Raw genomic sequence first — 14,569 nt, 5'->3', positions numbered from 1 at the left:
AACTCAGTTCTTGGCTTTCTTGGCAGCGCGGGTACGCTCGCCTTCGTCCAGGATCTTCTTGCGCAGACGGATCGACTTCGGCGTCACTTCGCACAGCTCGTCGTCCTGGATGAATTCCAGGGCCTGCTCGAGGGTGTGGCGAACCGGCGGAACCAGGGCGATGACTTCGTCTTTGCCCGAAGCACGCATGTTGTCGAGCTTCTTGCCTTTGGTCGGGTTCACGCCCAGGTCGTTGTCGCGGCTGTTCAGACCGATGATCTGACCGTTGTAGATCTCCTGGCCGTGCTCGACGAACAGCTTGCCGCGCGCCTGCAGGGTTTCCAGCGAGTAGGTCAGGGCCTTGCCGGTCTCGACCGAAACCAGAACACCGTTCAGACGGCCGGACATCTGGCCCGACTTCATGGTGTCGTAGCGATCGAAGATCGAGGTCAGGATGCCTGCACCGTTGGTCAGGGTCAGGAACTGGTTACGGAAACCGATCAGACCACGAGCCGGGATGTTGTATTCCAGGCGCACACGGCCCTTGCCATCCGGGACCATGTTGGTCAGGTCGCCCTTACGCAGGCCCATCTCTTCCATGACCTTGCCCTGGGATTCCTCAGGGATGTCGATGGTGACGTTCTCGAACGGTTCCTGCTTCACGCCATCCACTTCACGGATGATCACTTCAGGACGGCCTACAGCCATCTCGAAGCCTTCGCGGCGCATGGTTTCGATCAGAACCGACAGGTGCAGCTCACCACGGCCCGATACCTTGAATTTGTCAGGGGAGTCGGTTTCCTGAACGCGCAGGGCTACGTTGTACAGCAGCTCCTTGTCCAGACGATCCTTGATGTTGCGGCTGGTGACGAACTTGCCTTCTTTACCGCAGAACGGCGAGTCGTTGACCTGGAAGGTCATCGAAACGGTTGGCTCGTCGACGGTCAGCGGCTTCATCGCCTCTACCGCGTCCGGGGCGCACAGGGTGTCGGAGATGAACAGCTCGTCGAAACCGCTGATGCAGACGATGTCGCCAGCCTGGGCTTCTTCGACGTCGACGCGGTGCAGGCCGTGGTGGCCCATCAGCTTGAGGATACGACCGTTGCGCTTCTTGCCGTCGGTGTCGATGGCGACAACCGGAGTGTTCGGCTTGACGCGACCACGGGCGATACGGCCAACGCCAATAACACCGAGGAAGCTGTTGTAGTCCAGAGCGGAGATCTGCATCTGGAACGGACCTTCACGGTCAACGTTCGGCGCAGGTACGTTGTCGACGATCGACTGGTACAGCGCGGTCATGTCCTCACCCATTTCGGTGTGGTCCAGACCGGCGATGCCGTTCAGGGCCGAAGCGTAGACGACTTTGAAGTCCAGCTGTTCGTCGGTGGCACCGAGGTTGTCGAACAGGTCGAAGATCTGGTCCAGAACCCAGTCAGGACGCGCGCCCGGACGGTCGACCTTGTTGATCACGACGATTGGCTTGAGGCCGGCTTCGAAGGCTTTCTTGGTTACGAAGCGGGTTTGCGGCATCGGGCCGTCCTGGGCGTCGACCAGCAGCAGCACCGAGTCGACCATCGACATTACGCGCTCAACCTCGCCACCGAAGTCGGCGTGGCCGGGGGTGTCGACGATGTTGATGTGGTAGCCGTTCCAGTTGATGGCGGTGTTCTTCGCCAGAATGGTAATGCCGCGCTCTTTTTCCTGGTCGTTGGAGTCCATGACGCGCTCGTCGTTGAGCTCGTTACGCTCCAGGGTGCCGGACTGGCGCAGGAGTTTGTCGACCAGGGTGGTTTTACCATGGTCAACGTGGGCGATGATGGCGATGTTACGCAGATTTTCGATCACAACTGTATCTCGTGCAGAGGATTCGGTTTGCCGCCAGTCTAGGCGGGCAATATGAAGGTAAAAGGCTCAGCGGGCCCGCAGGTCGGGAGGGCGATGGCGGATGCTGCCGCCATACAGCCCTGGCGTCTTATGCCGGACGATAAACACGCACATTGGCATGTCCCTCACTGAGCAGGTGGTGTGCGTGCAGACGGCTCATCACACCCTTGTCGCAATAAAGCAGGTACTGCCGGTTGGCATCGAGCTGCTTGAACTTGCTGTTGATCGCGTAGAACGGCAGTGCCTGGACCTCGACGCCGTCGATCTGCAGCGGCGCGTCTTCCTGGGCGTCAGGGTGACGGATGTCGATGACGATCTGACCTGGCAGCGCCTCGGCCACTTCCTCGATATCGATATCCTTGCCCAGCTCGTCGATCACGTGGTCGATGGAGATCAGCTTGGCGCGTTCCAGGGCGCGCTCGAGCACCGCCATGTCGAACTGCTTCTCTTCATGCTCCATGCGGTGGCGCTTGGCATGGGTGGTCGGGTTCACCGAGATCACGCCGCAGTACTCGGGCATGTGCTTGGCGAAATCGGCGGTGCCGATCTGGTAGGCGGTATCGATGATGTCCTGCTTGTGGCTGGCCAGCAGCGGACGCAACACCAGCTTGTCGGTGGCCGAGTCGATGATCGCAAGGTTGGGCAGGGTCTGGCTGGAAACCTGCGAGATCGCCTCGCCGGTGACCAGGGCGTCGATTTCCAGGCGATCGGCCATGCGCGCCGCGGCACGCAGCATCATGCGCTTGAGCGTCACGCCCATATAGCTGTTGTCGACCTTGCCGAGAATCTCGCCGACCACTTCCTCGAACGGCACGCTGATGAACAGCACGCGCTGGCTGCTGCCGTATTTCTTCCACAGGTAGTGCGCGACTTCCATCACGCCCAGCTCGTGGGCACGGCCACCGAGGTTGAAGAAGCAGAAGTGGGTCATCAGGCCGCGGCGCATCATCTGGTAGGCCGCCACGGTGGAGTCGAAGCCACCGGACATCAGCACCAGCGTCTGCTCCAGCGCACCCAGCGGGTAGCCGCCGATGCCGTTGTGCTGGTTGTGGATGACGTACAGGCGCTGGTCGCGGATTTCGATGCGCACCATCACTTCGGGGGTCTTCAGGTCGATGCCGGCGGCGCCGCACTGCTGGCGCAGCTGGCTGCCGACGTAGCGGTCGACGTCCATCGAGGTGAAGTCGTGGTGGCCACCGCGCTTGCAGCGTACGGCGAAGCGCTTGCCGGCCAGGAGGTGGCCGAAGTGCTGCCTGCATTTGTCGACGATGTCGTCGAAGTCGCCCAGCGGATACTCCTGCACCTGCAGGAAGTGGGTGATCCCTGGGGTGCAGGTCAGGCGTTCGATCATCTCGCGCTGGACTTTCTCGTCTTCGATGCGGGTGACCACCTCGAGATTATCCCAGACACCATCGACCACGAGCTCCGGATCCAGATCCTTGAGCACGTTGCGGATGTTCTTGCCGAGCTGGCGGATGAAGCGCTTGCGCACCGGCCGGCTCTTGATGGTGATCTCTGGGAAGACTTTGACGATAAGTTTCATTGGGTTAACAGCGCGCCCGGGGCCTGCCGAAAATGAGGGGCGCGAATTATAGCGGAAATGGCTCGAGGTTTGAGCAACTTTTGATCAGAGGCATGCAGATAAATGCAAGAGGCCGGGTTTGTAGTGGCTGTTGCGGCCCTATCGCGGGACAAGCCCGCTCCCACAGGGATTGGACTGGTCTTAAGATTTTTAAATCATGTGGGAGCGGGCTTGTCCCGCGATAGGGCCCTCAAACAACGCATCACTCTCGAGAAATTGCACCAAAATAGTTCATCAAGGAGGAAAAATGCCTTTAAACAGTGCGACAACCCGCGCCCGCCACCCGCCAAACACCCGCAAACGCCCACTTTCACGGCACCCTCGCCATTTTCGGGCACTGGCATGCAATTTGCTCCCTTGTGATGCAGGTAAGCTTGGCCGACTATCCGCGCCCGGCGACACCCTTTTTCCAGGGCAGCGGCCAAGCGCACCCTAGACCATCCGGAGGACAACATGTCGAAGTCGGTTCAACTCATCAAAGATCATGACGTCAAGTGGATTGATCTGCGTTTCACGGACACCAAAGGCAAACAGCACCACGTCACCATGCCGGCTCGCGATGCGCTGGATGAAGACTTCTTCGAAGCTGGCAAGATGTTCGACGGCTCCTCCATCGAGGGCTGGAAAGGCATCGAAGCTTCCGACATGATCCTGCTGCCGGACGACTCGTCCGCCGTGCTCGACCCGTTCACCGAAGAGCCGACCCTGATCCTGGTCTGCGACGTGATCGAGCCGTCCACCATGCAAGGCTACGACCGCGACCCACGCGCCATCGCCAAGCGTGCCGAAGAGTTCCTGAAGAGCACCGGCATCGGCGACACCGTATTCGTCGGCCCAGAGCCTGAGTTCTTCATCTTCGACCAGGTGAAGTTCAAGTCGGACATCTCCGGCTCGATGTTCAAGATCTACTCCGAGCAAGGCTCCTGGATGACCGACCAGGACGTCGAAGGCGGCAACAAGGGCCACCGCCCTGCCGTCAAAGGCGGCTACTTCCCGGTTCCGCCGTGCGACCACGACCACGAAATCCGTACTGCCATGTGCAACGCCATGGAAGAAATGGGCCTGGTCATCGAAGTTCACCACCACGAAGTGGCGACTGCCGGCCAGAACGAGATCGGTGTGAAGTTCAACACCCTGGTCACCAAGGCTGACGAAGTCCAGACCCTGAAGTACTGCGTGCACAACGTTGCCGACGCCTATGGCAAGACCGCAACCTTCATGCCGAAGCCACTGTACGGCGACAACGGCTCGGGCATGCACGTTCACATGTCGATCTCCAAGGACGGCAAGAACACCTTCTCCGGCGAAGGCTATGCCGGCCTGTCCGACACCGCCCTGTACTTCATCGGCGGTATCATCAAGCACGGTAAGGCCCTGAACGGCTTCACCAACCCGGCTACCAACTCCTACAAGCGTCTGGTACCAGGCTTCGAAGCTCCGGTCATGCTGGCCTACTCGGCTCGTAACCGCTCGGCCTCGATCCGTATCCCTTACGTTTCCAGCCCGAAAGCCCGCCGCATCGAAGCGCGCTTCCCGGACCCGGCTGCCAACCCGTACCTGTGCTTCGCTGCACTGCTGATGGCCGGCCTGGACGGTATCCAGAACAAGATCCACCCAGGCGATGCCGCCGACAAGAACCTGTACGACCTGCCGCCTGAAGAGGCCAAAGAGATCCCACAGGTTTGCGGTAGCCTGAAAGAAGCCCTGGAAGAGCTGGACAAGGGCCGTGCGTTCCTGACCAAGGGCGGCGTGTTCTCCGACGACTTCATCGATGCCTACATCGAGCTGAAGTCCGAAGAAGAGATCAAGGTCCGTACCTTCGTTCACCCGCTGGAATACGACCTGTACTACAGCGTTTGATGCGCGCGGCGCCTGCGCCGTGACCGTCTAGAGAACGGCCTCCTTCGGGAGGCCGTTTCTGTTTTTACACTCAAGCCATTCGGACGCATCCTACTGGTGCACCGAGCAGCATTGGCCACACTCGCATCTCCACCTGCCAGGAGATTCCCATGCATCCACTGCCACTTGCCCTCCTCTGCGCCATCGCCTTGTCCGGCTGCGCGAACACCACCCCGCCCGACACCACCTTGGACCCGCTGCTCGACAACATCGAACAACGCCTGGACGTTGCCCAAGCGGTCGCCCTGCACAAGTGGGATCGGCAGCAGCCGGTGCAGGACAGCCCTCGCGAGCAGCAGGTGCTGTCGAACGTCAGGCAACTCGCCCCCGAGTACGGGCTGACCCCGGCACGCGCCGCCCAGTTCTTCAGCGACCAGATAGAAGCCAACAAGCTCAGGCAGTACCACCTGCTCACTCAATGGCACCTGCTGCAAAAGGCTCCCGATACCCCACGCCAGGATCTCGCCAGCGAGATCCGTCCACGGCTGGACCTGCTGCAAGGCCAACTGCTGGACGCCCTCGCCCGCTTTGACCAGGCGCCACCCGAGCAATGCAGCCACGCACTGGCTGAAGCCATCGCCCTGCGCTCCACCGATGCCCCACGTCGCCTGTTCCTGATCAGGGCAACCGCCAACCTGTGCCAACGCCCCTGACGCTCTATGCTCTATATTGGTGCACAAAACCGCTGAACGCCCCGCAATGCACCCCAAATTAGGTCAGGAGAATCGGTAAACCAGGCTTTTCTGAGCCGATTTTGCGCATATCCAGCGCTTTATCGGGCAATTCCGCTTCTTTTCGGAGCCTTGGTTTGTTTCTTGCATTTTCAGGCTATCAGCGGATTACCAGCGTGCCCGCCCCTGGTCGAGCCAGGGGCGCCATGTGCCAGAACAGCGCCAAAAGAGGTCAACCACGCACCATGACCATCAGCGATGCACAGCACCGTCTGCTCCTGGACAACCTGACCACTGCCACCTTGCTGCTCAACAGCGACCTGCGCCTTGAGTACATGAACCCGGCAGCGGAAATGCTCCTGGCCGTCAGCGGCCAGCGCAGCCATGGCCAGTTCATCAGTGAGCTGTTCACCGAATCGACCGAGGCGCTCAATTCCCTGCGCCAGGCCGTGGAACAGGCGCACCCGTTCACCAAGCGCGAAGCCCAACTGACCTCGTTGACCGGCCAGAGCATCACCGTCGACTACGCCGTGACGCCGATCCTGCACCAGGGCAACACCCTGCTGCTGCTCGAAGTCCACCCGCGCGACCGCCTGCTGCGCATCACCAAGGAAGAGGCGCAACTGAGCAAGCAGGAAACCACCAAGATGCTGGTGCGCGGCCTCGCCCACGAGATCAAGAACCCGCTCGGCGGCATCCGTGGCGCAGCGCAGTTGCTGGCCCGCGAGTTGCCCGAAGACGGCCTGCGCGACTACACCAACGTCATCATCGAAGAAGCCGACCGCCTGCGTAACCTGGTCGACCGTATGCTCGGTTCGAACAAGCTGCCGTCGCTGTCGATGACCAACGTGCACGAAGTGCTCGAACGTGTCTGTAGCCTGGTGGAGGCCGAAAGCCAGGGCGGCATCACCCTGGTGCGCGATTACGACCCGAGCCTGCCGGACGTGCTGATCGACCGCGAGCAGATGATCCAGGCCGTACTCAATATCGTGCGCAACGCCATGCAGGCAATCAGCGGGCAGAACGAACTGCGCCTGGGCCGCATCACCCTGCGCACCCGCGCGGTGCGCCAGTTCACCATCGGCCATGTGCGCCACAGGCTGGTGGCACGGGTCGAAATCATCGACAACGGCCCCGGTATTCCCGCGGAACTGCAGGACACCCTCTTCTATCCCATGGTCAGCGGGCGCCCGGACGGTACCGGGCTCGGGCTGGCCATTACCCAGAACATCATCAGCCAGCATCAGGGCCTGATCGAGTGTGAAAGCCACGCCGGCCATACCACCTTCTCGATCTTCCTGCCCCTGGAACAAGGAGCCACAGCCCCATGAGCCGTAGTGAAACCGTGTGGATCGTCGACGATGATCGCTCCATCCGCTGGGTCCTGGAAAAAGCCCTGCAACAAGAGGGCATGACCACCCAGAGCTTCGACAGTGCCGACGGGGTCATGGGTCGCCTGGCCCGGCAGCAGCCGGACGTGATCATCTCCGACATCCGCATGCCTGGCGCCAGCGGCCTGGACCTGCTCGCGCAGATTCGCGAACAGCACCCGCGCCTGCCGGTGATCATCATGACCGCCCACTCCGACCTGGACAGTGCGGTGGCGTCCTACCAAGGGGGCGCCTTCGAGTACCTGCCCAAGCCGTTCGACGTCGATGAGGCGGTGTCGCTGGTCAAGCGCGCCAACCAGCACGCCCAGGAACAGCAGGCGCTCGAAGCGCCGCCCGCACTCGCCCGCACGCCCGAGATCATCGGTGAGGCACCGGCGATGCAGGAGGTGTTTCGCGCCATCGGCCGGCTGAGCCATTCCAACATCACCGTGCTGATCAACGGCGAGTCCGGCACCGGCAAGGAACTGGTCGCCCACGCTCTGCACCGCCATAGCCCGCGTGCGGCTTCGCCGTTCATCGCGTTGAACATGGCGGCGATTCCCAAGGACCTGATGGAGTCCGAGCTGTTCGGCCACGAGAAAGGCGCCTTCACCGGTGCGGCCAACCAGCGGCGCGGACGCTTCGAGCAGGCTGACGGCGGTACCTTGTTCCTCGACGAGATCGGCGACATGCCTGCCGACACCCAGACCCGCCTGCTGCGCGTGCTGGCCGATGGCGAGTTCTATCGGGTCGGTGGCCATGTACCGGTGAAGGTGGACGTGCGCATCATCGCCGCGACGCACCAGAACCTGGAATCGCTGGTACAGGCCGGCAAGTTCCGTGAAGACCTGTTCCACCGCCTCAACGTGATCCGCATCCACATCCCGCGCCTGGCTGACCGGCGCGAGGACATCCCGGCCCTCGCCCGCCACTTCCTGGGCCGTGCTGCGCGGGAACTGGCCGTCGAGCCCAAGTTGCTGAAGCCGGAAACCGAGGAGTTCATGCGCAACCTGCCATGGCCTGGCAACGTGCGTCAGCTGGAGAACACCTGCCGCTGGATCACGGTGATGGCCTCGAGCCGCGAAGTGCTGATCGGCGACCTGCCGCCAGAGCTGCTCAACCTGCCGCACGATGCCGCACCGGTCACCAACTGGGAGCAGGCACTGCGCCAGTGGGCCGACCAGGCCCTGGCGCGCGGGCAGTCGAACCTGCTCGACAGCGCCGTGCCGAGCTTCGAACGGATCATGATCGAGACCGCGCTCAAGCACACCGCCGGACGCCGACGCGATGCAGCAGTGCTGCTGGGGTGGGGGCGCAACACCCTGACCCGCAAGATCAAGGAGCTGGGGATGAAGGTCGATGGCGGGGATGACGATGAGGGTGAGGATCACTGAGGTCTGACGCGTCGCGCTGCGCTCAACCGATCAAAAGCAAGCCCCGCTCCTGTAGGAGCGGGCTTGCCCGCGAACACGGGCGTAGCCCGTGCCATGCACCGCGGTGTCTTTTTCGCGGGCAAGCCCGCTCCCACATTACCCCTCCAGCCCTCCCCTGCACCGATCCTGTGCCACTTGCACCTCGGCAAGGCACAAATTCCCTCCAATCCCCGCAAAACCGCCCTGAAAGCCCAGTATTTCCGGGGCTTTCAAAACTGGCACGCCCCCTGCAATAGGTACTGTATCTCCAGTTTCGGGGGCCTCGGTACAGGCAGGCCGGGATATCCCCTCTTTTATTCGCAACATCGCCCGTTTCGGGGACCTCGGTACAGGCAGGCCGGGACTCCCTCTTTTATTCGCAACATCGCCCGTTTTGGGGACCTTGGTACAGGCAGGCCGAGACATCCCCTCTTTTATTCGTGCAGCCTCACCTGCACCCGCCAGTGCCCAGCGTCCTCTGCAGCGGCCCACGTACCGCTCAGGGGGCGCGCGGCCACCACCGTCAGCACCAGCCCTTCCTCGCTCTGCTGCAAGCGCCAGCCCACCGGCTTGCCCTGCAGGCTCAACTGCCCACGCTGGGCCTTGCCCTCGGCCTGGAACACCACGGCCACCGTACCTTCGACGTTCTCGCCATGCAGCCTGGGCTCTGCGTTGAACCACAGGTCAAGGCCGTCCTGAACCGCCTCAACGCGCTCGAGCACACGTTCTTCGGGCGCAGTCAGGCGACCGATCATCAGCCCTACCATCACGCCGACGATCGCCATCGACAGCAACACCCGTGGCCAAGCCTTCGAACGCGGGTCCGGTTCGAGGGTAGAATGCTCGTCATCTTCGTGCCTGGAGCCGTGCATGTTTCACGTCATCCTCTTTCAACCAGAAATTCCGCCGAACACCGGCAATATCATCCGCCTCTGCGCCAACAGCGGCTGCGACCTGCACTTGATCGAGCCGATCGGCTTCGAGCTGGACGACAAGCGCCTGCGTCGTGCGGGGCTGGATTATCACGAGTATGCCACGCTCAAGCGCCACGAGAGCCTCGAAGCATGCCTGGTGAGCCTGGGGCAACCGCGCCTGTTCGCCTTCACCACCAAGGCCTCGCACCCCTTCCATGAAGTGGCCTACCAGCCAGGCGATGCCTTCCTTTTCGGCCCTGAAAGCCGTGGCCTGCCCGCCGAAGTGCTGGACAGCCTGCCCGCCGAGCAACGCCTGCGCCTGCCGATGCGCCCCGGGTGCCGCAGCCTGAACCTGTCCAATACCGTGGCCGTCACGGTATACGAGGCCTGGCGCCAGCAAGGCTTCGCCTGAGCAGGATCGCGATTCGCCGCCCATGAAAAAGGCCGCGTCCCTCACAGGACGCGGCCTTTTCATTTACGCGGTGCGGATCAGTTATCCAGCGCCACCTGCCCGGCAGCACCGCGCTTGCGGTGCAGCAGGAGGCCCGCCGCCACCACGGCGATGCTCAGCAAGGCCGTCGCGATGATCTCGATCCGGTGATCTTCACGCAGCGCCATCACCACCAGCACAGCGACGATGAAGGCGATGGTCGCCCAGGTGAGCCCCGGGAACAGCCACATCTTGAACGAGATCTTCTCGCCGCGCGCTTCACGCTGGGCACGCATGCGCAGCTGGGAAACGGCGATCACCAGGTACACCAGCAGCGCAATGGCGCCGGAGCTGGCCAGCAGGAACTCGAACACCTGGGCCGGGGCGACGAAGTTGGCGAACACGCAGAGGAAGGCCGCAGCGGTCGACAGCATGACCGCCCAGTGCGGGGTGCCCGCCTTGGTGGTGCGCTGGGCCACGGCGGGTGCGTCGCCACGCTTGCTCAGGGAGAACAGCATGCGCGAAGAGGTGTACAGCGCCGAGTTCAGGCAGCTGGTCACGGCGATCAGCACGACGATGTCGACGATCAGCTTGGCATTGGGCACGCCGATCAGGCTCAGGACGGTCTGGTAGGAGCCTTTTTCCGCAAGGGTCGGATCGTTCCACGGCACCATGGCCACGACCAGGAAGATCGACACCAGGTAGAACAGGCAGATGCGCCAGATCACCGAGTTGGTCGCACGGCTGATCTGCTTGCCCGGATCCTTCGACTCGGCGGCCGCGATGGTGACGATTTCAGTGCCCATGAACGAGAACATGGTGGTCAGCATGGCTGCCAGCACTGCCCCCAGGCCATTGGGCATGAAGCCCTGGGTGTCGAACAGGTGGCTGACACCGCTGACCTGGCTGCCCGGCACCATGCCGAACATGGCCGCGCAGCCGACGACGATGAAGGCGATGATCGCCAGCACCTTGAGCAGGGCGAACCAGAACTCGAACTCGCCGTAGTTCTTCACGCTGAACAGGTTGGTGATGGTCAGCGCCAGGGTGATGACCAGCGAGAACGCCCACAGGTCGACCGCCGGGAACCAGGCATGCAGGATCGCTGCAGCGGCGTTGGCCTCAAGTGGGATCACCAGCACCCAGAACCACCAGTACAGCCAGCCGATGGTGAAGCCGGCCCAGCGCCCGATGGCGCGGTCGGCGTAGGTCGAGAACGAACCGGTGTCGGGCGAGGCGACGGCCATTTCGCCGAGCATGCGCATCACCAGCACCACGAGGGTACCGGCAGCGGCATAGGCGAGCAGGACCGCCGGGCCGGCTGCGGCGATGGCGTGGCCGGAGCCGACGAACAGACCGGCGCCGATGACGCCAGCAATGGAGAGCATGGTGACATGCCGTTGTTTGAGCCCCTGAGCGAGGTCATTGGAATTGTGCTTACCGCTCATAAAACTACCTTTGTAAGGAGTGGACCACCCGATTGCTGATAACGAAGCGCGCCAGGGGTTGATTTAGACGCCTTGGCAATCGGCGCTTTCCAGCTGGCAATAAGTGCGCCAGCGCGGAAAATCATTCGTCTGAATAATGTCTCAGTCCCGAATGGCGGGGCCTTGCGGGCATTTGGCCAGGGTTTGACCGAATGCCCATCCAGGCCTGCGGGCCAAGTGTGCATTACTGAAATACCCACTTACAAATGCACCAAAGGTAGTCCTTGGTAACACCTTTGCACCGATCAGAGGCATAAAAGGTGCAACCTTGGCGTGCAACCTTGAGTCGGTGGTGTGGCCTTTGCGGGCAAGCCCGCTCCTACGGTTTGGGCGGGGGGCGCGCCACCGTACAAAACCGAAACTCCTTCCCTCCCCCGCCCAAAACTGGCACCATCGCGCCTTTTTTCATCAAGGCTCCGGTGCCAAGCGCAACGCATTGCGGACATCCGCGCGACGTTGCACTGCAGCGATGCGACAAACTGTCCCGCCAACGACCCGAGCCCGCTGCGACCCGGTTGGCCGCCATTACGCCGCTATGCTAGCGTTGCGCTCGCCAGGAAGGCCGCCAACAGCTGGGAACGCACCCGAACACATGAGGACCGCACATGGCCCAGGCCACGCCCGCGCTGGAAATCCGCAATCTGCACAAACGCTACGGCGATCAGGAAATTCTCAAGGGCATTTCGCTGACCGCGCGCGACGGTGACGTGATCTCGATCCTCGGTTCGTCCGGTTCCGGCAAGTCCACCCTGCTGCGCTGCATCAACCTGCTCGAGAACCCGCACCAGGGTGAAATCCTCGTCGCCGGCGAAGCGCTCAAGCTCAAGGCCACCAAGACCGGCGACCTGATCGCCGCCGACAACCGCCAGATCAACCGTCTGCGCAGCGAAATCGGCTTCGTCTTCCAGAATTTCAACCTGTGGCCGCACATGTCGATCCTCGACAACATCATCGAGGCGCCACGCCGCGTGCTCGGCCAGAGCAAGGCCGAGGCCATCGAAGCAGCCGAGGCGCTGCTCAACAAGGTCGGCATCTACGACAAGCGTCACAGCTATCCCGCCCAGCTTTCCGGTGGCCAGCAGCAGCGCGCCGCCATCGCCCGCACCCTGGCCATGAAGCCCAAGGTCATCCTGTTCGACGAGCCGACTTCGGCGCTCGATCCGGAAATGGTCCAGGAAGTGCTTAACGTTATCCGCGCACTGGCCGACGAAGGCCGTACCATGCTGCTGGTAACGCACGAGATGAACTTTGCCCGCCAGGTGTCCAGTGAAGTGGTCTTCCTGCACCAGGGCCTCGTGGAAGAGCAAGGATCGCCGCAACAGGTCTTCGAAAACCCGACCTCGGCGCGTTGCAAGCAATTCATGTCCAGCCACCGCTAAACGGAGCAACACATGCAGACCTACAAGAAATTCCTCCTGGCCGCTGCCGCCACGCTGGTGATGTCGGCCAACGCCCTGGCCGCGGAAAAACTGCGCATGGGTATCGAGGCGGCCTACCCGCCGTTCAACAACAAGGATGCCAGCGGTAACGTGGTCGGCTTCGACAAAGACATCGGCGACGCCCTGTGCGCCAAGATGAAAGTCGAGTGCTCGGTCGTGACCTCCGACTGGGACGGCATCATCCCCGCCCTGAACGCCAAGAAGTTCGACTTCCTGGTGTCGTCGCTGTCGATCACCGACGAGCGCAAGCAGGCCGTGGACTTCACCGACCCCTACTACTCCAACAAGCTGCAGTTCATCGCGCCGAAGAACGCTGACTTCAAGACCGACAAGGCTTCGCTCAAGGGCAAGACCATCGGCACCCAGCGCGCCACCCTGGCCGGCACCTGGCTGGAAGACCACTACGGCAGCGATGTCGACGTGAAGCTCTACGACACCCAGGAAAACGCCTACCTGGACCTGATCGCCGGCCGCATCGACGGCATCCTGGCCGACAAGTACGTGCAGTACGAGTGGCTCAAGAGCAAGGACGGCCAGAACTACGAGTTCAAGGGCGACCCGGTGGAAGAGAGCGACAAGATCGGTATCGCCGTGCGTAAAGGCGACCCGCTGCGTGAGAAGCTGAACGCTGCTCTGAAGGAAATCATCGCCGACGGCACGTACAAGAAGATCAACGACAAGTACTTCCCGTTCAGCATCTACTGATACGCCCCGACTGGCACCGCCGCTGCGCGGTGCCGGTCCCTTGAACGCACCCTGCCCATGAATATCGACCTGCACGGATTCGGTCCGGCCATGTTGGCTGGCACCCTGATGACCGTAAAACTGGCGCTCTGTGCCTTGCTGCTGGGGCTGGTCCTTGGACTGCTCGGCGCACTGGCCAAGACCTCGCCGATCAAGCCTCTGCAATGGCTTGGCGGCACTTACTCGACCCTGGTTCGCGGCGTGCCCGAACTGTTGTGGGTCCTGCTGATCTATTTCGGCACCGTCGGGCTGATGAGCAGCCTCGGCGATGCCCTGAACATGCCGGGCCTCGAGCTCAGCGCCTTCGCCGCGGGGGTGATCGCCCTGGGCCTGTGCTTCGGTGCCTACGCCACGGAAGTGTTCCGCGGCGCGATCCTGGCGATCCCCAAGGGCCACCGTGAAGCGGGCCTGGCACTGGGGCTGTCGAAGGGGCGCATCCTCTCGCGGATCATCCTGCCGCAGATGTGGCGCGTGGCCCTGCCGGGCCTGGGCAACCTGTTCATGATCCTGATGAAGGACACTGCGCTGGTGTCGGTGATCGGCCTCGAAGAAATCATGCGCCACGCGCAGATCGGCGTGACCGTGACCAAGGAGCCCTTCACCTTCTATGCCGTCGCCGCGTGCATCTACCTGTGCCTGACCATCGTCGCCATGACCGGCATGCACTTCCTTGAAAAACGCGCCGCTCGCGGCTTCATGAGGGCCGCGCAATGAACTGGGAAGTCATCATCAAGTGGCTGCCACGCCTGGCCCAGGGC

General features: G+C 62.3%; 12 protein-coding genes. 8 read left to right on the top strand and 4 right to left on the bottom strand.

Annotated elements, in window-relative coordinates; translation table 11 throughout:
* Nucleotides 1–3: 3 nt before the first annotated feature.
* On the bottom strand, nucleotides 4–1,824 hold the full coding sequence (typA, locus tag VA602_RS15500; protein ID WP_054895282.1) for a translational GTPase TypA: 1,821 nt from the start codon (nucleotides 1,822–1,824) through the stop codon (nucleotides 4–6).
* Between the two features lie 127 nt (nucleotides 1,825–1,951).
* Nucleotides 1,952–3,406, bottom strand: coding sequence for a tRNA uracil 4-sulfurtransferase ThiI (thiI, locus tag VA602_RS15495; protein ID WP_063541418.1), 1,455 nt, complete (start codon nucleotides 3,404–3,406; stop codon nucleotides 1,952–1,954).
* Between the two features lie 492 nt (nucleotides 3,407–3,898).
* Between thiI and glnA the strand changes: the two genes are divergently transcribed.
* The 4 genes from glnA (at nucleotide 3,899) to ntrC (ending at nucleotide 8,779) form a co-directional block, all read left to right on the top strand.
* Nucleotides 3,899–5,305, top strand: coding sequence for a glutamate--ammonia ligase (glnA, locus tag VA602_RS15490; RefSeq protein ID WP_063541420.1), 1,407 nt, complete (start codon nucleotides 3,899–3,901; stop codon nucleotides 5,303–5,305).
* A gap of 149 nt (nucleotides 5,306–5,454) precedes the next feature.
* Nucleotides 5,455–5,997: a chorismate mutase gene (locus VA602_RS15485; protein WP_323453654.1), complete on the top strand. Its 543-nt coding sequence runs from the start codon at nucleotides 5,455–5,457 to the stop codon at nucleotides 5,995–5,997.
* Between the two features lie 263 nt (nucleotides 5,998–6,260).
* Nucleotides 6,261–7,346, top strand: a complete 1,086-nt coding sequence (gene glnL, locus VA602_RS15480; protein ID WP_063541424.1) for a nitrogen regulation protein NR(II) — start codon at nucleotides 6,261–6,263, stop codon at nucleotides 7,344–7,346.
* The gene (gene ntrC, locus VA602_RS15475) at nucleotides 7,343–8,779 is read left to right on the top strand and encodes a nitrogen regulation protein NR(I) (protein ID WP_323453653.1); all 1,437 of its coding nucleotides are present in this window, start codon (nucleotides 7,343–7,345) and stop codon (nucleotides 8,777–8,779) included. Before glnL ends, ntrC begins: the two co-directional genes overlap by 4 nt.
* Before the next feature lie 452 nt (nucleotides 8,780–9,231).
* On the opposite strand, the gene VA602_RS15470 is transcribed toward ntrC, so the two are convergent.
* Nucleotides 9,232–9,669 (bottom strand): hypothetical protein, encoded by a 438-nt coding sequence (locus VA602_RS15470; RefSeq protein WP_323453652.1) that lies wholly within the window; start codon nucleotides 9,667–9,669, stop codon nucleotides 9,232–9,234.
* Between VA602_RS15470 and trmL the strand changes: the two genes are divergently transcribed.
* A complete protein-coding gene (gene trmL, locus VA602_RS15465; protein ID WP_063541430.1) occupies nucleotides 9,668–10,123 on the top strand; it encodes a tRNA (uridine(34)/cytosine(34)/5-carboxymethylaminomethyluridine(34)-2'-O)-methyltransferase TrmL in 456 nt (151 codons plus the stop codon). The genes VA602_RS15470 and trmL overlap by 2 nt on opposite strands.
* A 77-nt stretch (nucleotides 10,124–10,200) precedes the next feature.
* On the opposite strand, the gene gabP is transcribed toward trmL, so the two are convergent.
* Complete coding sequence (gabP, locus tag VA602_RS15460; RefSeq protein WP_054895290.1) at nucleotides 10,201–11,589, bottom strand: GABA permease; 1,389 nt, start codon at nucleotides 11,587–11,589, stop codon at nucleotides 10,201–10,203.
* Nucleotides 11,590–12,233: 644 nt separating this feature from the next.
* Here gabP and VA602_RS15455 point away from each other — a divergent pair.
* From VA602_RS15455 to VA602_RS15445, 3 genes are read left to right on the top strand one after another with little or no spacing between them, the layout of a single operon-like run.
* On the top strand, nucleotides 12,234–13,007 hold the full coding sequence (locus tag VA602_RS15455; RefSeq protein WP_065863893.1) for an ABC transporter ATP-binding protein: 774 nt from the start codon (nucleotides 12,234–12,236) through the stop codon (nucleotides 13,005–13,007).
* A 12-nt stretch (nucleotides 13,008–13,019) separates the two neighbouring features.
* Entirely contained in the window at nucleotides 13,020–13,772 is a 753-nt protein-coding gene (locus VA602_RS15450) for an ABC transporter substrate-binding protein (RefSeq protein ID WP_054895292.1), read from the top strand.
* A 57-nt stretch (nucleotides 13,773–13,829) separates the two neighbouring features.
* Nucleotides 13,830–14,525 carry an ABC transporter permease gene (locus VA602_RS15445; protein ID WP_063541434.1) on the top strand — a complete coding sequence of 232 codons (696 nt, stop codon included), beginning with the start codon at nucleotides 13,830–13,832 and terminating at the stop codon, nucleotides 14,523–14,525.
* The last annotated feature ends 44 nt before the right edge of the window (nucleotides 14,526–14,569 follow it).

Origin of the sequence: Pseudomonas machongensis (genome assembly GCF_034961125.1) — a bacterium.
Classification (GTDB): domain Bacteria; phylum Pseudomonadota; class Gammaproteobacteria; order Pseudomonadales; family Pseudomonadaceae; genus Aquipseudomonas; species Aquipseudomonas machongensis.
This window is presented reverse-complemented; position numbering and strand designations above follow the sequence as displayed.